General features: G+C 50.9%; 15 protein-coding genes. 9 read left to right on the top strand and 6 right to left on the bottom strand.

Annotated features, from left to right (window positions below; translation table 11 throughout):
- The first annotated feature begins 2 nt into the window (after positions 1-2).
- Positions 3-2,270: a TonB-dependent receptor domain-containing protein gene (locus ABD880_RS11275; protein ID WP_345165951.1), complete on the top strand. Its 2,268-nt coding sequence runs from the start codon at positions 3-5 to the stop codon at positions 2,268-2,270.
- Positions 2,271-2,496: 226 nt separating this feature from the next.
- On the opposite strand, the gene ABD880_RS11270 is transcribed toward ABD880_RS11275, so the two are convergent.
- From ABD880_RS11270 to ABD880_RS11260, 3 genes are all read right to left on the bottom strand, one after another.
- Entirely contained in the window at positions 2,497-2,649 is a 153-nt protein-coding gene (locus ABD880_RS11270) for a hypothetical protein (RefSeq protein ID WP_345165949.1), read from the bottom strand.
- 529 nt (positions 2,650-3,178) lie between these two features.
- Positions 3,179-6,166 (bottom strand): M16 family metallopeptidase, encoded by a 2,988-nt coding sequence (locus ABD880_RS11265; RefSeq protein WP_345165946.1) that lies wholly within the window; start codon positions 6,164-6,166, stop codon positions 3,179-3,181.
- Between the two features lie 998 nt (positions 6,167-7,164).
- Entirely contained in the window at positions 7,165-8,733 is a 1,569-nt protein-coding gene (locus ABD880_RS11260; protein ID WP_345165943.1) for a serine hydrolase, read from the bottom strand.
- A 151-nt stretch (positions 8,734-8,884) separates the two neighbouring features.
- Here ABD880_RS11260 and ruvX point away from each other — a divergent pair, with 151 nt between their 5' ends.
- Together ruvX and def are read left to right on the top strand one after the other, a co-directional pair.
- Positions 8,885-9,304 carry a Holliday junction resolvase RuvX gene (ruvX, locus tag ABD880_RS11255; RefSeq protein ID WP_345165941.1) on the top strand — a complete coding sequence of 140 codons (420 nt, stop codon included), beginning with the start codon at positions 8,885-8,887 and terminating at the stop codon, positions 9,302-9,304.
- The gene (gene def / locus ABD880_RS11250; RefSeq protein WP_345165938.1) at positions 9,301-9,867 is read left to right on the top strand and encodes a peptide deformylase; all 567 of its coding nucleotides are present in this window, start codon (positions 9,301-9,303) and stop codon (positions 9,865-9,867) included. Before ruvX ends, def begins: the two co-directional genes overlap by 4 nt.
- 105 nt (positions 9,868-9,972) lie before the next feature.
- Here the strand turns inward: def and ABD880_RS11245 are convergent, their stop codons facing one another.
- Together ABD880_RS11245 and ABD880_RS11240 are read right to left on the bottom strand one after the other, a co-directional pair.
- Complete coding sequence (locus ABD880_RS11245) at positions 9,973-10,539, bottom strand: hypothetical protein (protein WP_345165935.1); 567 nt, start codon at positions 10,537-10,539, stop codon at positions 9,973-9,975.
- A 32-nt stretch (positions 10,540-10,571) separates the two neighbouring features.
- Positions 10,572-10,931, bottom strand: a complete 360-nt coding sequence (locus tag ABD880_RS11240; protein ID WP_345165932.1) for a glyoxalase superfamily protein — start codon at positions 10,929-10,931, stop codon at positions 10,572-10,574.
- A 106-nt stretch (positions 10,932-11,037) separates the two neighbouring features.
- Between ABD880_RS11240 and ABD880_RS11235 the strand changes: the two genes are divergently transcribed.
- The 5 genes from ABD880_RS11235 (at position 11,038) to ABD880_RS11215 (ending at position 17,323) form a co-directional block, all read left to right on the top strand.
- On the top strand, positions 11,038-11,988 hold the full coding sequence (locus tag ABD880_RS11235; RefSeq protein ID WP_345165929.1) for a zinc dependent phospholipase C family protein: 951 nt from the start codon (positions 11,038-11,040) through the stop codon (positions 11,986-11,988).
- Positions 11,989-12,686: 698 nt separating this feature from the next.
- A complete protein-coding gene (locus ABD880_RS11230; RefSeq protein ID WP_345165926.1) occupies positions 12,687-13,382 on the top strand; it encodes a hypothetical protein in 696 nt (231 codons plus the stop codon).
- 138 nt (positions 13,383-13,520) lie between these two features.
- Complete coding sequence (locus tag ABD880_RS11225) at positions 13,521-15,158, top strand: S41 family peptidase (protein ID WP_345165923.1); 1,638 nt, start codon at positions 13,521-13,523, stop codon at positions 15,156-15,158.
- Between the two features lie 171 nt (positions 15,159-15,329).
- Positions 15,330-16,529: a homogentisate 1,2-dioxygenase gene (locus tag ABD880_RS11220; protein WP_345165921.1), complete on the top strand. Its 1,200-nt coding sequence runs from the start codon at positions 15,330-15,332 to the stop codon at positions 16,527-16,529.
- Between the two features lie 245 nt (positions 16,530-16,774).
- Positions 16,775-17,323, top strand: a complete 549-nt coding sequence (locus ABD880_RS11215; protein ID WP_345165919.1) for an REP-associated tyrosine transposase — start codon at positions 16,775-16,777, stop codon at positions 17,321-17,323.
- 173 nt (positions 17,324-17,496) lie between these two features.
- Here the strand turns inward: ABD880_RS11215 and ABD880_RS11210 are convergent, their stop codons facing one another.
- Entirely contained in the window at positions 17,497-18,210 is a 714-nt protein-coding gene (locus tag ABD880_RS11210; RefSeq protein WP_345165917.1) for a porin family protein, read from the bottom strand.
- A gap of 416 nt (positions 18,211-18,626) precedes the next feature.
- Between ABD880_RS11210 and ABD880_RS11205 the strand changes: the two genes are divergently transcribed.
- Entirely contained in the window at positions 18,627-18,887 is a 261-nt protein-coding gene (locus tag ABD880_RS11205; RefSeq protein ID WP_345165915.1) for a hypothetical protein, read from the top strand.
- Positions 18,888-19,073: the final 186 nt, after the last annotated feature.

Here is a 19,073-nt window from a genome sequence, read left to right as displayed (position 1 = left end):
CTATGAAACACCTTTTTCTTTCTCTGCTCTTCTCACTGCTTTTTTGTTTGACATCTTGGGCGCAACAGTTGGTGACGGGGCAGGTGCTAGAGGCGCAGACCAGAAAACCTCTGGCCGGAGCCGCCGTGGCAAATAGCGCTACCGGCGTAGGAACTATATCAGATGCAGAAGGACGCTTTTCATTGGAGCTACCCATTGGCCAAACAAGGATGACGGCCACTCTGCTTGGTTACAGACCCGTTACGGTTACGTTACCCGCGGCCTCGCAAGAGCTGATCATTCTACTAAGTGCAGACAATACCCAATTGCGCGAAGTGGTGGTGACTGGCTACGAATCCAGACGACCTCTGCAGGAAACGGCGGGCGCTATTGGCGTGCTTTCCAGCCGAGAACTACAACGTTTTTCTGAGACTACCTTGGTGCCGGCCCTCAATACCCTGCCGGGCGTGCGCATGGAAGAAAGAGCCACCGCCAGTTACCGCTTGTCTATAAGAGGAAGTAGTCTGCGGGCACCGTTTGGCGTACGCAACGTGAAGGTGTACCTCAATGAGATTCCCCTGGTAGAAGCCAACGGCACCATTCCTCTAAACCTGCTGGACGCCGCCACCATTGGCAACGTAGAAGTGATAAAAGGACCCTCCGGAAGCGTCTATGGTGCCGGCACCGGAGGAACAGTCCTGCTAGAAACGGTAAGGCCCACGGAAAGCAGCATCATGGCCGGCGGCTTAGTAGGTTCTTACGGCCTGCGCCGAGGGTTTGCTGGCGCCAGCGTAGCCACTGAGAAATCAAACCTGCTGTTGCGCTATGACCGCCAAACCCTGGACGGCTACCGCGAGCAAAGTGCCATGGACAGACAATCTGTTTTATTATCAGGGCAGTTTTACCCTACGCAGAAGCAGACTTTCTCTTTTCATGCGCTGTACTCAGACTTGTACTATGAACTGCCGGGTGCGCTCACCCGCGAGCAGTATGAGGCCAACCCGCGCCAAGCCCGCCAATTGAACAAAGACCAGAACGCGTCCATTAACCTGGACGGCTTAAACCTGGGCTTGGTGCATAGCTACCAGTTCAACGACCGTTGGAGTAATAACACCAGTTTGTTTGGCGTGTTCAGCTTCTTGAACCATCCCTTCACCAACGACTACGAGCGCAACACCAACCAAAGCCTGGGCGGCAGAACGCGCACTGCCTACCGGACGCAAGTAGCTGAGTTGCCCACCCGCTTTGTCTTGGGCGCCGAGGGTCAGCGGAGGTTCGTCAATTCGCGCCATTACCAGAACGTGAAAGGTACCGCTGGCACGCTGTCTTTTGACGACGAAGTAGTGGCCACGCAAGGCTTCGTCTTCGGGCAGGCCGAAGTGGAGTTGCCCGCGCAGTTCATCCTAACACTGGGCGGAAGCCTCAACACCTTGAACTATGACTTGACCCGCGTGACTACTGGCGCAACCGGCGTAGGTTCTAATAACAGCAGAGGCTTTGACCCGCAGTTCTCACCCAGAGCGGCCTTGGTGAAGGTCTTTTCGCCGAAACTCTCAGCGCATGCCAGCATCAGTGCCGGCTTCTCACCGCCCACCGAAGCCGAAGTACGTCCCTCTGACGGAAGTTTCAACACCGCCCTGCAACCCGAAAAAGGCACCAACTATGAACTAGGCATTAGGGGGAATTTATTCAATCAGCGTCTGACTTATGACGTGGTTGGGTTTAGGTTGAACCTCTCAGAGACTATACTCATCCAAAGCACCCCCGAAGACATTGACGTGTTCCAGAACGCTGGGGCCACGCGCCAGCAAGGAGTAGAGGCTGCCCTTGGTTTTGCCGTGGTACAAGCCCCGGAGCAACCCTTGAGTCTGCTTAAACTGTGGAGCGCCTACACCTACAACCATTTTCGGTTCAGAAACTATCAGCCCAATGACCAGAACTTCTCAGGCAACTCCCTCACCGGCACGCCCGAGCACGTGTTAACAGCAGGATTTGATGTAGAAAGTGCCTTCGGGTTTTACCTGAACGCAACGGGTAATTATACCAGTGACATACCGCTCAACGACGCCAACACGGTCTTTGCAGATTCTTACCTGGTACTAGGCGGAAGGGGCGGCTACAGAAAGACCTTCGCGCAGACCTGGCACTTGGATGTGTACGGCGGTGTAGACAATGCCACGGATGAGCTGTACAGCCTGGGCAATGACCTGAACGGTTTCGGGAACCGCTACTTCCAGCCCGCCCCCGGCCGGAATTTTTATGGAGGAGTACAGCTGAGGAAGAGTTTCTAAAGCAGGATTTACAGGATGGAATTTAATTTGTCAGGAGTAGGAAAATAGCTTCTTTGAAATTGGAGAAGAAGGGAATGCATATGAAATAAGGCAGTGCCAGTGTCGCTAGATTTGCAAAAATAATCCCCCTTAATCCTAACCTTCTCTCTCTCAGGGAGATGATACAGAGTTATTTCGTTTTTGGCCTGTTTTCTGGGAAATAGGCCAAAAACGCGGGAAGACCCTTTTAGGCGTTTTCCAAGCAAGGCATGAGAGACAAGGCAGTGCCATTGTCTCTACAATACCGCGCCAGCGCATACAGGCATTGCCACGTCTCCACCAGCAGTCCGCCCGCCGACCGACCTTGCGCAGGGCAGCCTTGGCTGTGCGCCCGGAGCATGGGCAGGGAGCAAGCAGCGGCTTGTCATCTGGCAGAGGCGTAAGCCCGCTATGGAACGAATCACACCAGCCAGGTGCAGAAGACGAAGAAAAGCTGTCTGAGCGGCAGCGAGTTTCTTTTCTTCTTGATTCTTTTGGTTACTTTTCTCATCAAGGAGAAAAGTGACAAACGCAGGCAGAAAGTAAGAAAGAGGAAAGTTGGGAGACAGAGGTGGCTGGTAGGAAGTATGTCTAGGTAATGTAAACACCCCTCAACTGAGCTGCGCTCGGTGCTTCAAACGCTCGTTTGGGCAATCCTCAAGGGGAGAATCTGCGTTGAAATAAGGTAGCTGGGTCAAGTCTAAGGGCTCGAAAGTCATCCCTCTACCCCCTTCAAAGGGGGACGAAGAAGCCCTGCCTAAAACCCGTTTTAGCCTAATTCCCAGAAAACAGGCCAAAAACAAAAAGGCGTTTCCAAACCTGAGTCTGGAAACGCCATTTTTAGTAGAGGTCAAAAGTAGAAACTACTCAAGACATCTTGACAATGATACTTAGAAGCTTCTACCTACCGTGTCTTTAGCCTTACGGCCTTTCTTAGGTTCTTCTTTCTTTACTTCAATCGGAGGAGCAACGGCGGCCGCTTTGGCCACCACAACGCCTTCTGGGTCTAGTTCTACCACTTCATAGCCTAGTTTCTCAAGGCCTGGTTTGATAGAAGCTTTGTCACCTACCAGCATGATGTTCATCTTCTCAATAGGAAGGTATTTCTTGGCCAGGGCGTTGATTTCTTCCTTAGTGATGGTCTGCAGAATCTGGTTTTGCTTGGCTACGTAGTCAGCGTCCAGGTTATAGCGCAACATGTTGTTCAAGAAAGAAGCTTTCTGGAAAGAAGTCTCATACTTGCGGGCATCAGACTGACCAATGGCGCTGCGCATGAACGCTAATTCCTCATCTGTGATGCCTTCTTCTCTGAAGCGCTTGATCTCCTTCATGAACTCTACCACGGCGCTGTCAGATACGTTAGAACGTACGCCAGCGTAGGCGGTGTAAGGACCAGAAGTCTCAGTGCCTGAGAAGTAAGAACCAGCTCCGTAGGTGTAGCCTTTGTCTTCGCGCAGGTTTAGGTTAATGCGGCTGTTGAACGCACCACCCAACACGTAGTTCATCAAGTTGGCTTTGTAGTATTCACCAGTGGCGTCATACGGCATGGCCATGTACCCGATTCTGATTTCAGACTGGGCGGCTTTCTCTTTGTCTACAATGAAGATCTTGGTCTTGTCAATACCGGCTGGTTTCATGTCAGCAGGCATGGCTACTGGCTTAGCAGCCCACTTGTTCAAGAACGCCAGTTTAGGCATGATCTGGTTTTGCTCCACGTCACCTACAACTACCAGGTTGGTCACTGATGGAGAGAAGTAGTTCTGGTAGAATTTCTTCACGTCATCCAGAGAGATGCTCTCTACCGTCTTGATGGTGCCAATCACCGGAATAGCCTGGATATGGCCTTCGCCGTACAGCATTTTGTTGTACACGTTGTTGGCAATCACGGTAGGCTGGGTGCTCTGGTTTTTGATGGCCTCTAAACGTTGTTTCTTTAAACGGTCAAAGTCATCTTGAGAGAAGCGTGGATGCATCATGCGCTCTTCTAACAGAGCCAAGGTAGCGTCCAGGTTTTTAACCGGCGTCTGCACAGAAACGGTCATGCTCTCAGAGCCACTCCCGAAGTTGATAGACGCGCCCAGTTTTTCCATCTTGCTGCTGATTTCCTCTGCCGTGAACTTCTCAGAGTCCTCGTTCAGCAAAGATGCCACCATAGAGGCAATACCCGCTTTAGATGGGTCATGCGCTTCTAGCTTGTGACCACCTTGCAAGGTGAACAACAAGGTTACGGTAGGCACCTCGTCGTTTTTAGCGCCAATCACTTTAATGCCGTTGTTTAAGTTCTGCTTCCAGAACGCAGGAACGGTGATCACTGGGTTGGCACCGGCCGCCGGAATCTTGCTACGGTCAAAGGTATCTTTGGCTTTCACGTATTTCAGGCCGGAGTATTGGTCTGCCGGGGCTTTGTAACCAGAAGGATCAACTTTGAAGTTGTCTGCTTTGGCTACCATCTCTGGCTTGCCTTTAGGCACTACGCTTAGTACTACTGCTTTCTTGCCTTTCAAGTACTTGTTGTACACCCGCATCACGTCTTCTTTGGTCACGGCACGGTGGGCTTTGAGTTGGTTGGTCAAGAAGTTAGGATTGCCCGTGAACGTCTGGTTGGCGGCCAAGGTAGACGTCTTGCCAGACACGCTGGAAAGGCTGTTTAAGATGTTGGCTTCATATGAAGACTTGAAACGCTCCAAATCCTCATCGGTCACGCCTCTTTTCTCAAACTCTGCCAACGCGTTGCGCAGTTCTTTCTCCATGTCTGCCAAGCTGTGGCCCGGTAACGGAAGAACAGTCATGGTAAACTCACCCGCTAGCTCAGAAGCTGGATGGCCGGCGCTGGCTTGTACGGCTTTCTGGGCCTTGGTCAGGTTCTGGTAAAGAATGGAGGTTTTGCTTCCGCCAATGATTTCGGCTAGTACGTCCAAAGGAACCTCGTCTGCGTGGTAGTTAGGCACGGTAGGGAAGGTCATCTGCAACATTGGGAAGCGGATGTTGTCCTCGTAAGAAATGTAACGGTCCTGGGTTAATACCGGGGCCGGCAGTTTCATGTTCTTCACCTCTGGTCCTTTAGGAATAGAGCCGAAGTATTTTTCTGCCAACTTCACCACCTGGGCCGGCGTCACGTCACCACCTACGGTCAAGGTAGCGTTGTTTGGTCCGTACCAGCGCAGGAAGAAGTTCTTCAAGTCATTTACGTCTACACGGTTCAGGTCTTCTAAATACCCGATGGTGGTCCAGGAATACGGGTGGCCGTAAGGATACAAGGCCGCTGATGTTTTCTCATACACCAAGCCGTACGGACGGTTGTCATAGTTCTGGCCGCGCTCGTTCTTTACGGTCTCGCGTTGTACCTCAAATTTCTTCTGGGTTACCGCGTCCAGTAAGAAGCCCATGCGGTCCGCCTCTAGCCAAAGCGCCGTCTCTAACTGGTTAGAAGGAACTGTCTCAAAGTAGTTGGTGCGGTCACGGTTGGTGGTTCCGTTCAACGTACCCCCAGACTGCGACACAATCTTAAAGTGTTGCTCATCTGCCACGTTGTCTGATCCCTGGAACATCATGTGCTCAAAGAAGTGCGCGAAACCAGACTTGCCTACCTCTTCACGGGCAGAACCTACGTGGTAGGTCACGTCTACGTGTACAATTGGGTCTGAATGGTCTTCATGCACTACCACGGTCAGGCCGTTTGGCAATACGTATTTCTCATACGGAATCACCAGTTCGCCGCTCTTGCGGGTTACTTTCTCTACTAAGCGGGTACCGCCTTTTTGAGAGGCCGCCGTAGCAGTTGGATTGGCTTTTTTGGCGGGCGTGGCTTTCTGCTGGGCTTGCGCCTGCATGGAAAGAGCCACCGCTACACAGATAGCCAGTGTGCTTTTTTTAGTCATAATCAGAGTTTGTTTTGTTTGACAGAGTGTTTGCCTTCTTAAAAATAAGCATTTCTAACCATTTCTCCCAGAATCAACCAGTAGAAGCGCGGTAGAATGCCTGTGTCTTTTTAAGAGAGACGAGGCATTAGTCGCACGGCCGGGGAAGAACTTACAGGTCTATGGACATTCCTTTCTGCTGATGGTTGCATCCTGGAGGGGCGGTCTCTGTTTTTGGCTTGTTTTCTGGGAATTAGGCGGAAAATGATTTTGATTGATGGTTGTGCGTTGGCTAAACTGTAGCTACCCTGCCTGCCGTTGTTGGTGTTATCACCAACGACCCAGACTACCTCACCAGCCGCCTTTCAACTTAAATGAGGCTTTGGTGCACGCATTTGGCTATCCCTGCGTAAGACCGCTTGCACCGGTGCGCACCACCTTTCTTGTTCCATTTCTTCCGCTAAGCGCTCACGGCCGCGGGGCCTCGTCCTGGCCCTTCGCACTGCTGTTGTACTCTGGGCCTTTGGCCCCGCCCTGCCGGGCGACGAAACAACAGAGGCGCTCAGGACCAAGACTGGTTCTGGTTCCAGTCCTGTGTAGGTTGATTGGTTTACATAAGGATTGCAGGCAATGACCGGTCCTGTCGCTGCAGAGTCATTCGTGCCAAGGCACGGTCTGCTTTATCTTGGTTCACGGGACTGGTTCAAGTCTTCGACTTGGCCCCATGATGGCGGGCAGTTTGCAACTGCCCTGAAGCGCTGGCTTAAGGCTGCGCATTCCGTCCCCCTTCGGAGGGGGTAGGGGGAGGACAAGTACTCCTTCAGACTCATGACTCGCGACTCAGTGCTAACGAGTAGCGTCTGTGTCGTAAGATTAGGCTAATTCCCAACCTTCGCTCAACAGAAGAGACATACTTCTTCTTTTTTTTTAGCCTGTTTTCTAGGAATTAGCCTAAAAACGAAGAAGCCCTGCCGGATATATTCTCCGGCAGGGCTTCTTTGATTAAATAAATGCGAGCGCTACTTCACTCTGGTGAATTCTAACTCTGAGAAGTGGAAGTCTGGGTTGTTGGCGTCTAGTCTCAGCTCCGTCAAGGTGCCGTCTGGGCCGGGCAGGAACCGTACGTTGGTAGGCGTCAAGAGCGCAAAGTTGTTTTTCCAGTTTAGGTTGAAGATGTCCTGTTTCCAGAAGGTAAGCTCACCGCCCAAGGCTGGGGCAGAGGGGAGATACAACATCAGTTTATTGTTCTGCAAAGTCACCACCGCGTCACCGTACATAGGGCTATGGAAGGTGCCCACGTAAGCGTTGAGGTTGCGTGTGTTTTTGATTTTCTCGGCTTTCTCTTTCGGCTTTTTGGCTTCTTCTGCTTTTTGGGCGGCGCGGTTCTTGGCAGCCATCTCCAGGTTGAATTGGCTCCAGTCGCGGCCGTTGGTGATGCCCAGAAATTGGTCCACGGTGTAGGTGGCGATTGGGCTCATGATGCTGCTCATGCTGTTGGTGAGAATCACAATGCCTAACTTCTCCTCGGGTACCAATACGGTGCGGCTGTTCATGCCTTCATGGCCGCCGCCGTGTGCTATAATCTTACGGCCTTGGTAGTCATTGAGCATCCAGCCTAAACCGGCGCCCGTGAAGTGCGTGCTTGGATTTATGGCAGAGTTTTGCGCCGGGATGGGCGTTGAGTTGTGCAAGGTCCACATCATATGGCTGGAGGCTTCAGAGAAGATGCGCTTTCCGTTGTAGGTACCCCGGTTGAGCTGCAGCTTCAGCCATTTGGCGTCTTGCAGCACGCTGGTGAAGATGCCGGCGGCGGGGTTCCAGTTGTCCCAGGCGGTAATGACGGTAGGCACCGGTTTCCCGTTTTCTTTCTCGGGGTTGGCGTGCGGGGTGGCTACGTTGGCCACGCCCTTCAATTGGTTGGCGCTGGTAAAGGTACGGGTCATGCCCAAAGGCTGGATGATGCGCTCTTGCACAAACTGCTCCCAGGACTGCCCTGAGATGGCCTCAATCACCTGCCCAGCGGCAATAAAGCCTAGGTTGGAGTAGCCGTAGCCGTCTCTAAAGCCATAGGTGGGTTTCAGGTACTTGGCCCGCTCCAAAATTTCTTTACGGGAGAAGGTGGTGTTGTACCAAAGCAAGTCCCCCGAAAACGTCTGGTAGCCCATGCGGTGGCTCAGGAGGTCTTTAATATTGACTTCCTTGGTCACAAATGGGTCATAGAGCTGCAACCAGGGCAGGTATTTTGTCACCTTGTCGTCCCATTTCAGTTTGCCCTCATCCACCAGAATGGCCAGTGCCGCCGAGGTGTACGCTTTGGTGTTGGAGGCAATCCCGAAGACGGTATTCACGTCTACTGCGCCGCCTTTCTGCTGATCCAGCACACCGTAGCCTTTGGCAAACACCACAGAGTCATTCTTGACTATGGCGATGGCCATGCCCGGCACATTCCAGTCTTTGAGGGCTTTCTGGTAATAAGCATCCAGTTTCTGTAAGTCTGCCTGCGCCTGCGCCCAGAAAGGCGCCGTGAGTAGCAAGGCTACTAAGAGAAGCTGTCTGCGTAAAAATCTTGGAGGGATAGAAAAGGTCATGGAGATTACGGATGGTATTACGGCAGGAAGTTACGTAAAAGCCTGAGGGTTTAAAACAGGGCCGGGCACCAAGGTCCAACAGTTTGCCCTAGAATTGCTACCTTTGTCGTTTCTGGGCTATTTTCCAGAAAACAAGGCAAAAACGATACCCATGGGACGCATTCTGGCGATTGATTATGGAGTGAAGCGCGTGGGTCTGGCCGTCACCGATCCCCTGCAACTGATTGCTTCGGCGCTGGACACGGTGCATTCCCAGGACGTGCTGGCCTTTTTAATAAGCTACCTGCAGAAAGAAGAGGTAGACCTGTTTGTGGTGGGCATGCCCGTGCACCTGGACGGAAACGCCACCAACAACACCCAGCACGTAGTTGGCTTCATCAGAAAGCTGCAGAAACAGTTCCCAGAGGTACCCGTGGTCACCCATGATGAACGCTTTACCTCCAGAATGGCGTTTAGAACCATGGTAGACATGGGCCTGAGTAAAAAAGCCCGCGCCAACAAAGAAACCGTGGACAAGATTAGCGCCACTATTATTTTACAGAGTTATTTAGAGAGCAGACAATACTTATGATTTATCCTATTGTTGCCTACGGCGATCCGGTCCTTAGAGCCAAAGCCAAAGACATAGCCTTGGACGCCCCAGAGCTACCCAAGCTCATAGAAGACATGTTTGAGACCATGTACCACGCCCACGGCGTAGGCCTGGCCGCCCCGCAGATTGGCAAGAGCGTGCGCCTGTTTGTAATTGACTCCACGCCGTTCATGGAAGACGAGGACAAAGACAAAGGCGTGAAGAAGGCGTTCATCAATCCTGTGATTCTAGAGGAGTCTGGCGAGGAGTGGGGCTTTGACGAAGGCTGCCTAAGCATACCCGGCGTGCGCGAAGAAGTTTGGCGCCAGGAGTACGTCAAGATTCAGTACCAGGACCTAGAGGGCAAGACACACGTGGAAAACTTTGATGATTTGACGGCCCGCGTGATTCAACATGAGTACGACCACATTGAAGGCATCCTGTTCACTGACCACCTTTCTGGCCTCAAGAAGCGCCTCTTAAAAGGCAAGCTCACCAAAATCTCCAAAGGAGACGTAGACGCCGACTACCGCATGAAGTTTGCCGGCATGAACAAACGCTAAGCGAATCAATATTTGAAAAAAGCCTCACTTGTTACAGAACGAGTGAGGCTTTTTCGTTTTTGGCCTGTTTTGATGGAAATAAGCTGAAAACGTGCTTGGTGTTCATCAATACAGTTCAAATGTTAACTCATTCAACCCCTTGCTGATGGAGACTACCCTATAAGTCGGCGCATAGTCCTTTCTTATGAATTTGAAAAATACCCTCTTGTAAGAATATTCAGTTTCATAGTCCTCACTAAAAACCCCGCTTTTGTATTTACTATTAGTTAAAAGTGAGAAATTAACATCGTTCGCCGCTGGAGTTTCTAATGTTCTGAAGTTAGAGGAGTTTTTAATTTCAGATATTATTCTGGCTTTATCTTTTGCTGATATTTCCAAAATGAATTTTTGATATGAATCGCCTATTCCAGACGTAGATTCATTGTCCTTTAATGCAAAGTTGTCGTGTAGGACAATGTTTTGCTCAAGTAATAGCTCATTAGCGTCTCCTTTTGTAAAGAACTCGTCTTCAAGACTAATATAAGCTATCACCAATGCAAAGACAGAGAAGAGGGTGCTAGAAAGAATTCTTCCAAGCCTTATATAGCCAAGTTTTTTAGGGAACCAGTAAGCTAAATAGATAAAGCCACTTGGTACTCCAAGTACTAGTAGTAAAAATAGAAGTATGAACATTGTTAAGTGCCCTGCGCTATCAAAGGTACTATTTACCTTCCATGAAACGTCAGCCTATTGCCAAACGGGTCTATCACTTCCATGGCAAGGGTGTTGCCGCCCAAAGTGGTGGCTTCTAGTTCTGGTCGGTTAAACTTGTAAGGCTTAGCCAACAGCTGGTGGTGGTACTCCTTCAGGTCTTTGAAGAGGCTGATGTAGGCCCGGGCGCCGGGAGTGCAGTCGCCGTGGTGCTCGGTGAGGTGCAGGTGCATGTCTTGTAGAGAAACTTGTATGTAGTGCGGGGCATTGTCAGGCTTGTCTTCCCAGTCTATTTTAAAGCCCAGCCAGGAGACGTAGAACTCAAGCGCCTTGTCGTAATCAAATATCCTGAATATGGGAGTGATGGTAGCCATGGCGTCTTCGGGTTAAGGTGAAAAGGAGTATAGTTTAGTCTAAGGCTTCGTCAAGATAAGAAGCCTTCCCGGGAAAACTGAACCGTTGATTCACGTATACGTCTGCATGTCACGAGTATTGTTGCTGTTCTTTCTCCTTTTTACGGCTGTCACGTCTGTGGGGGCGTGGGGATTTTACGCCCATCAACGCATTAACCGGCAGGCGGTGTTTACTTTGCCGCCCGAGATGATAGGCTTCTACAAACTGCACGTGGCCTACATCACGGAGCAGGCCGTGGCGCCAGACAAACGCCGCTATGCCGTGCCCGAGGAAGGCGCCCGCCACTTCATTGACTTGGACGTGTATGGCGACAGCGCTGCCTACAAGCTTCCGCGTAATTGGGAAGCGGCCGTTAAGCAGTTCACGCTGGACACCCTGCAACGGCACGGCATTGTGCCCTGGCACATCAACTTCATGCAGTACCAACTCACCGAGGCCTTCAAGCAGCATGACGTGCAACGCATCTTAAGAGTCTCCGCGGAGTTGGGACATTACGTAGCCGATGCCTGCGTGCCCTTGCACACCACCAAAAACTACAACGGCCAGTTTACCAACCAGCGGGGCATCCATGGTCTCTGGGAAAGCCGCCTCCCCGAACTCTGGAGTCAGGACTACGACTTCTTGCTGGGGCCGCCGCAATTACTCAAAAGCCCCAGCCGCACCGCCTGGGAGATTGTCACCCGCTCCAACGCCGCCCTGGATTCTGTCTTCACGTTTGAGCGGCAAGTGACCCTGCGTCTGGCAGAGGACAAGAAATACAGCCTGGAGGAACGCGGCAGCAGCACCGTCAAAGTGTATTCAAGAGACTTCAGCAAGGAGTACCATCAGGCGCTGCAGGGACAAATAGAGCGCCAGATGCGCCTGGCCACGCACCTGGTGGCCAGCTATTGGTACACCGCCTGGGTTAACGCCGGCCAACCCAATCTCAAGAACCTACAACCCCTCACCCCAGAACAGCGCCAACAACTAGAGGCAGACAAAGTCACGTTCCAAACCGGGGAGCATGATGAAAGATGAGTTTACAGCCAGATGACGCAAGACTTTCTTCTATGCTCAACGTTTTCTGGCTCACTTGAAGGAGGGCGTTAAAGCCAGTTTCAGTTAGAATAGCTTTTACTCAAAAGACCTCGTAGCGTCCAAAGGACCTGCGAGCGTCTGCGCCAAGAACGCCTCATTTACGAATTCCCCCTTTGATGAGCTCTAAGGGTGTGTTTAGCCACTAGAGACTAGGCAATGCGTCAGAGACAAGGCAGTGCCTGGTCTCTACAGAAATATGTAGTAAACCATCGGTCTGTCCCCTGGCAGACAGATACGCGTCTCCGCTCCACAACAATTTTCTTGGTAGTTGCACTTCAGCAATGCGCACTTGTTTCACGGCACCCGCGATGGAATTCTCCAGAAATCCTCTGGGATAAACTACGATTCGCGCCAGATAAAAGGCCCCTTCGTATTGGGAAGGTTTTAAGTTCTCGAGGTCATGGTACTGCGTCTGTCGTTTTTGGCCTGTTTTCAGGAAAAGACACTAAAAACGGAACCATCCTAACTGCCAGTTCCATCCTCCTGCCTCAGCTGGCGGTTATCCCAAAGAAGATTTGGAGAGGTGTCAGGCTAGAAAGAAAGGGGTAAGATAGACGCGGGTATTTAGCAAATAGAAAGAATTGCGTTACTTTAGGTAAGGATGCTGTATTACAAAAACAGCCTTACGTATTTTAATCATGACCTCACTTACTTTTACCCCCCGCAATCTCCTTGTTTACGCCCTGGCATTTGGCATGGGGTGGGCTGGCTGTACTCCGCAACAAAAAGAAGAAGAAACCCAAACCGAGGCTCCCGCCCAGGCAACCGCACCGGCCCTGCCTAAAACCCCTGAACAGGAACTGAGCCAGGATTTTGACGTGACCCTGCCGCAGGGCTTTAACCTGGCAAGGTTGACCGTCCCCAAAGGGGATACAGAGAACCCTCTAAAAATGATAGAGCGGTTGTCTATGATGCACGTCAAGCAAGACCCCTGGACCAAGCTAGACCGTCAGTTTAGAGAAGTGCTGTTGGTGCATGAGGATGAGCCGTATCATTTTATCCTGCAACAGCAGGCGGCCAACGTCATGTTACGCAATCACCTGTTTGGGCACTATTACCAAGACCCAGACAACCCAGAACTGTTGAAGGCCATTGGGTTTTACACCATGCAGTTGCTGGAGGCCAAGTCTGAAGACGCCGAACTGGTGTACAAGTGCCTGAGAGCCCTCAAGGATTTCTGGCCGAGTGAACAGATTGCTCAAGCGGCCTTGGTTACGGCGGGGCGTACGCAGGCCCGGCCCATTACGTCTGCGGCAGACACCACCGGCAGGGCTAAGTACAGGCTCACCTATGCCAAGGCGCTCAACAAGATGGCCGAGAACCTGAACCAGTAGCAAGTTGGCGTACGCAACTTTCAGGAGGTGAATTTTGTATTATGAGGGAGGTGTCTGGCGGATTACATCTTTTCTGCTTATCTAGCAATTGTATTTGCGCCAGAACCTTGCCGCAGTTTACCTGTTTACCCTTTTACCATGGCTGAGAAAATCAAGAATTCCACTTTCCAGATACGGTTACCGCTTTTTTTGGGCTTGGCAATAGCGTTGGGCGTTTTGTTGGGGGCTACCATTTTCAGGCCCAGCGCCAGCAACCCAGAAGGCACCGCCCGCGGCTACCTTAAGTTCAGGGAGATTCTCAGTTACATTGACCGCGAGTACGTGGACACCGTCAACACCGAGGAGCTTTCTGAGTACGCCATCCAGCAGATGCTGGAGAAGCTGGATCCGCACTCGTCCTACATTCCGGCCAAAGAACTAAGCCTGGCCAAGTCATACCTAGAAAGTGACTTTGACGGCATTGGCGTAGAGTTCAACATCTTCAGGGACACCTTGTATGTGATTGCCCCCATGAGCGGCGGCCCTTCTGAGCAGGTGGGCATCCAGGCCGGGGACAAGATTATCAAAGTAGACAACGAGAGCATGACTGGCGGTAATCTGACCACGGAGAAGGTCTTCGCCAAGCTGCGCGGTCCCCGCAACTCTAAAGTAAACCTGACCATTCTTAGACGCGGCGAGAAAAAACCGATTGCCTTTACCGTGACCCGCCGCAAGATACCTTCTGTGTCTGTAGACGTGGGGTACATGGTAGACGACCAAACCGGTTACATCAAAGTGAGCCGCTTCTCTAACGGAACGTATGACGAGTTCAAGCAGCAACTCACCAAGCTCAAAAAACAGGGCATGAAACGCCTGGTGCTGGACTTAAGAGACAACCCCGGCGGCTACCTGGACCACGCCACCCGCATGGCCGATGAGTTTATCTCTGGTACTAAAAAACTGGTGTACACAGACGGAAAAGGCTCTAAGTATGACGCAGATTACTACGCTCGTGCCAGAGGCGATTTTGAATCTGGGGACGTGGTAGTATTGGTGAACGAAGGCAGCGCCTCTGCCTCTGAGATTCTGGCCGGCGCCCTGCAAGACCATGACCGCGCTTTGATTGTGGGCAGACGTACGTTTGGCAAAGGATTAGTGCAGGTGCCTATCTCCCTGTCTGACGGCGGCGAACTGCGCCTGACCATCTCCAGGTACTACACGCCAAGCGGCCGCTCCATCCAGAAACCCTACAGCCCAGAAACCTCAGAAGACTATGACAATGAACTGGAGGAGCGCTACAAGCACGGCGAGTTCTTCAGCCAGGACAGCATCAAGTTTAATGACTCGCTTAAGTATAAGACAGACAAAGGGCGCGTAGTGTACGGCGGAGGCGGCATCATGCCAGACGTATTTGTGCCTAGGGACACCATGGAGTACACCAACCTGCTGGTAGAGCTGTACCGCAAGAACGTGCTGCGTGAGTACGCTTTGTCTTACTACAGAGACCACAAGAAGGAACTGGAGAAGATGCCGTTCCCGCAGTTTAAGTCCACCTTTACGGTAACGGACGCCATGGTGCAGGGCATGTTAAAAGATGCTACCCTGGCTGGCGTGAAGGTTGATCCTAAAGACTTGCAACGCTCCAACAGAGTCATTAAAAACAACCTGAAAGCCTTTATTGCCAGAAGCGTTTATCAGGCTGATGGCTTCTATCCTGTACTTAATGAACTGGACAATGATTTCCAGAAAGCGCTGGGGTCCTTTGGGCAGGCCAGGCAAATTAGTTTAGGAAAATAAGCCAGAAAGCGCAACAGGAGACAAGACCTGTTGCGCTTTTTTGTTTTCTTTACTTTTCAAGTGCTCCCGTACCGTTTTTGACCTGTTTTCTGGAAATCAGGCCAAAAACGAAGTGCTTTAAGTAGCACCTTCATTCTCTCATTCATTCCATCACTCAATCTCTCAATAGTAATGGCATACTATCATAAACTAGGCACCTTTCCGCATAAACGGCACACCCAGTTCAGGCAGCCCGACGGCAGTCTGTACCATGAGCAGTTGGTGGGTACCCTGGGCTTCAGTGGGGTTTCTTCCTTGCTGTACCACAAGAATCCGCCTACCAAGATTACGCGCATAGACGAGCCGGTGCCGTACGCGCCCACCAAATCCAACGTGCCGCTGGCGCCCTATCATCTGCGTCCGTTCAAAGGCGAGTCTACCGGCCAGGATTACCTGTCCGCCCGCAAGACGGTTTTGATGAACAATGACTGCGTAATTTCTATCTGCCTGCCGGTAGAGCGGGAGATGACGTATTTCTATAAGAATGCGCTGGCAGATGAGATTGTGTTCATCCATGAAGGCTCTGGTGAGTTGCTTTCGCAGATGGGCCGCCTGGAAGTAAGAGCCGGTGACTACGTAGTCATTCCCAGAACCATCATCCACCAATGGAAATGGAACGAAGGCCCCGTGCGCCTGCTCATCACCGAGAGCTTCAGCCCGGTAGAGACGGTGCGCCGCTACAGAAACCACTTCGGGCAGTTATTGGAGCATTCACCTTACTGTGAGCGTGACATCAGAGCGCCGCATGAACTCATTCAAGACGATGCTCCCGGCGATTACCTGGTTCAGATTAAAAAAGAGGGCTTCCTGCACCAATACCATTATGGGTTCTCGCCGCTGGACGTGGTGGGCTGGGACGGATATTTCTACCCATATGCGTTGTCTATCCATGACTTTGAGCCCATTACCGGTCGCATTCACCAACCGCCTCCCGTGCACCAGACCTTTGAGACGCAGGGCTTCGTGGTCTGCTCCTTTGTGCCGCGCCTGTTTGACTACCACCCATTGGCCATTCCGGCGCCGTATAACCACTCCAACGTAGACTCAGACGAAATCCTGTACTACGTAGAGGGCAACTTCATGAGTAGAAAAGGCGTGGACATCGGGTCGTTTACCATTCACCCAAGCGGCCTGCCGCACGGTCCGCACCCGGGCACGGTAGAAGCCAGCATTGGCAAGAAAGAGACCCATGAGCTGGCCGTCATGATTGACACGTTCAAACCGCTTTATTTAGCGAATGACGCGCTTGACATGCTGGATGAGAACTACCCCATGAGCTGGAACCCAGACGTAGCCCCTGGCGCACCCAGGCCGGCAGATATGATGGATTAGCTTTTTGGCTTGGTTTAGTGAAAATAGGTCAAAAACGGATGTAAGGCAGCACAGCCTCTCTTGGTAAAGGAGAGGCTGTGCTGGTTTTAATGCAGCCTAATAATGGAAGTTTGTAAACTTCCATTATTAGTATCACAAGTTACGCTACCGCTAAACTTGCGATAGGTTATTTCTCCCGCAAGTTTAGCGGCAGCGTAACTTGTGGGTAGTCATTCAGGTAAGTTTAGAAACTTACCTTTCATCCCATGAGCCGATCCTACAAAATCAGAGACCAGCAGAAACTGTATTTTGTTTCTTTTGCCACGGTCAACTGGATAGATGTATTTACCAGACGTGCATACAAAGATATCTTTGTAGAAAGCTTGCACTATTGTATTAAAAACAAAGGATTGGAAGTGTATGCCTGGTGCCTTATGTCTAACCATGCGCATCTAATTATAGGTTCGCAAGGAGAAAACCTGGAGCATATTTTACGGGATTTGAAACGCCATACTTCCAAAGAAATTACAAAGGCCATTGCCAGCAACCCTCAAGAAAGCAGAAAGAGCTGGATGCTGTGGTTGTTTGAGCGGGCTGGCCAAAGAAATCCAAATAATACGCACTTCCAGTTTTGGCAACAGCAAAATCATCCTATTGAGCTGTCTTCAAATGAAATGATAGAACAGCGGTTGGAATACGTTCATCAAAACCCAGTGCTGGCAGGCTGGGTAGAGGAGCCAGAACATTACTTGTACAGTAGTGCTAAAGATTATGCTAGTGGCAAAGGGATAGTGGAGATAATTCTTTTGACGTAATATGGAAGTTTGTAAACTTCCTATCTTGTTCCCCCACAAGTTACGCTGTCGCTAAACTTGCGGGAGAGAATCTTTTTTAGCGTTTTTCCAACAAAATAGCCTGAAAACGATTGAAAACAGAACGGCCTCTCTTGTAAAGGAGAGGCCGTTCTGTTTAATGATTTTATCTGCATTTATCTCTTCCAGAAAATATAGCTCAAGGATACTTGCACCACTGAATTCCTGACGTTGGGGGTTTCACCGTTGTACTCATTCTCAGCAAGGCTGGTAAAGTCGCCGCTGTACCGTAGGCCAATGCCCACACCGTTTGGCAAGGCATAACCAGCCCCTAGTGCGTACCCCAAACTAACTCGTCTGGTTCCTGCTGTAGAGGAGGTGCTGGTGTGTCTTTCCTCGGTAGTTTTTTCTGACCATTCTGGGTAAGAGAATGTTTGGGTAAGGTCTTCTTTGGCGGCTACCAAGAAGGAGAGGGCAGGACCGGCCTCCAGATAAAAACTGCCCACTCTTGCCTGTGCCAGAAGCGGCACGTCCAGATAATGCGACCTGAACTTGTATTCCTCCTCTACCTGGTCTCCAAAGGTTTCAACAGACTGCCTGGACTGGGTAAAAGAGTAGCCCTTGCCAGAATACAGCACCTCGGGCTGCAAGGAGAATCTGTCAGATAGCGGCAGAGCAAGGAAGACGCCGGCCTGCAACCCGAACATGCCCCCCACCTTATCTGTGCGTAAGTAAAGGCTGTTAGACTGCCTGGAGTTGGTGTAAGCGCTGGCGTCTCCTGCCAGATTGCTGTAGTTTCCGCCCGCCTTTAGACCCACTTGTAACGGGTTCTGGGCCTGCGTGCCAAGGGCCAGACACCAAAGGAATAGGGTAAAGAGTAGCTTGTTCATGTAAGGAAAGATTCGTTAAGAATTAGAGAAATTCTATATTCTGTTCCTATTTAGACCGAGGTCTGCCTTTTGTCCCCTATGCCTCCCTGTAGAATATATACCGGTGGTTCCCTTAGGCTAGCTCCTGAAGGCACGCCCTGTCCGTTTTTCACCTCTTTTCCAGAAAACAGCCCAAAATCGTACGGACTGGTGTTCGATTTCATATCAGAATTGTTCATAATCGTACACTTTTTAGTATGGTAAAAATAGGTAAGTAATTGATAATTAGAGTGTTTTGTAAGTTGGCACAACCATTGCGTTTTGTTAGGTAAGATTTTCTGCGGAACAAATGCAACGGTTAGGCCCAATGGGTGTCTATTCTGGTGCAGGTAGCGCGAGGCGGGTTTCGGTCAAATGTTTCACACAAAGATTGGCATATGCGTTTCTTCTTTCTCTCTTCCTTGGTGGTTCTGGGACTCCTTAACATCACTATGCCCGTGCAGGTAGAAATTTACGCCAGCCATTGTGCGCAGGACAAGAGCCTGTTGCAGTTGCAGGATTTTCAGGTGACGGGCACTGACCCAGAAGAAGTAGAGGACAAGGAGGACAGCGTGACCGAGGCTCAAAAGAACTTCGCCAGGAAGGGCCTGGAAGCCATTGCTAACTCTTGGCTGGAGAAATTGAATTTGGTTAAGTAAGTGAGTCCTGCCTGCGGGTAGGCTTTCTATATATTTGGTTGTTTGTGTAGAGCCGGCCCTTTTAGGGCCGTTTCTTATTTACACCCACCAGAAACTGACAAGAATCAATCTGCCCCATGACATATACCGGTCATAGGCGCCGGCCAGAAGCCAGAACTTTGTATCCATAAACAAAGATTTCCCCAG

This window comes from Nibribacter koreensis (genome assembly GCF_039541795.1).
In the GTDB taxonomy this organism is placed as follows: domain Bacteria; phylum Bacteroidota; class Bacteroidia; order Cytophagales; family Hymenobacteraceae; genus Nibribacter; species Nibribacter koreensis.
The sequence above is the reverse complement of the archived record's forward strand: the minus strand, read 5'-3'. Positions and strand labels throughout refer to the sequence as shown.

What these genes read in the sequence shown, in the direction of transcription:
- ABD880_RS11275 (WP_345165951.1), top strand. Translation starts at nt 3, where the DNA reads ATGAAACACCTTTTTCTTTCTCTGCTCTTCTCACTGCTTTTTTGTTTG.
- ABD880_RS11270 (WP_345165949.1), bottom strand. Translation starts at nt 2,649, where the DNA reads ATGCTCCGGGCGCACAGCCAAGGCTGCCCTGCGCAAGGTCGGTCGGCG.
- ABD880_RS11265 (WP_345165946.1), bottom strand. Translation starts at nt 6,166, where the DNA reads ATGACTAAAAAAAGCACACTGGCTATCTGTGTAGCGGTGGCTCTTTCC.
- ABD880_RS11260 (WP_345165943.1), bottom strand. Translation starts at nt 8,733, where the DNA reads ATGACCTTTTCTATCCCTCCAAGATTTTTACGCAGACAGCTTCTCTTA.
- ruvX (WP_345165941.1), top strand. Translation starts at nt 8,885, where the DNA reads ATGGGACGCATTCTGGCGATTGATTATGGAGTGAAGCGCGTGGGTCTG.
- def (WP_345165938.1), top strand. Translation starts at nt 9,301, where the DNA reads ATGATTTATCCTATTGTTGCCTACGGCGATCCGGTCCTTAGAGCCAAA.
- ABD880_RS11245 (WP_345165935.1), bottom strand. Translation starts at nt 10,539, where the DNA reads ATGTTCATACTTCTATTTTTACTACTAGTACTTGGAGTACCAAGTGGC.
- ABD880_RS11240 (WP_345165932.1), bottom strand. Translation starts at nt 10,931, where the DNA reads ATGGCTACCATCACTCCCATATTCAGGATATTTGATTACGACAAGGCG.
- ABD880_RS11235 (WP_345165929.1), top strand. Translation starts at nt 11,038, where the DNA reads ATGTCACGAGTATTGTTGCTGTTCTTTCTCCTTTTTACGGCTGTCACG.
- ABD880_RS11230 (WP_345165926.1), top strand. Translation starts at nt 12,687, where the DNA reads ATGACCTCACTTACTTTTACCCCCCGCAATCTCCTTGTTTACGCCCTG.
- ABD880_RS11225 (WP_345165923.1), top strand. Translation starts at nt 13,521, where the DNA reads ATGGCTGAGAAAATCAAGAATTCCACTTTCCAGATACGGTTACCGCTT.
- ABD880_RS11220 (WP_345165921.1), top strand. Translation starts at nt 15,330, where the DNA reads ATGGCATACTATCATAAACTAGGCACCTTTCCGCATAAACGGCACACC.
- ABD880_RS11215 (WP_345165919.1), top strand. Translation starts at nt 16,775, where the DNA reads ATGAGCCGATCCTACAAAATCAGAGACCAGCAGAAACTGTATTTTGTT.
- ABD880_RS11210 (WP_345165917.1), bottom strand. Translation starts at nt 18,210, where the DNA reads ATGAACAAGCTACTCTTTACCCTATTCCTTTGGTGTCTGGCCCTTGGC.
- ABD880_RS11205 (WP_345165915.1), top strand. Translation starts at nt 18,627, where the DNA reads ATGCGTTTCTTCTTTCTCTCTTCCTTGGTGGTTCTGGGACTCCTTAAC.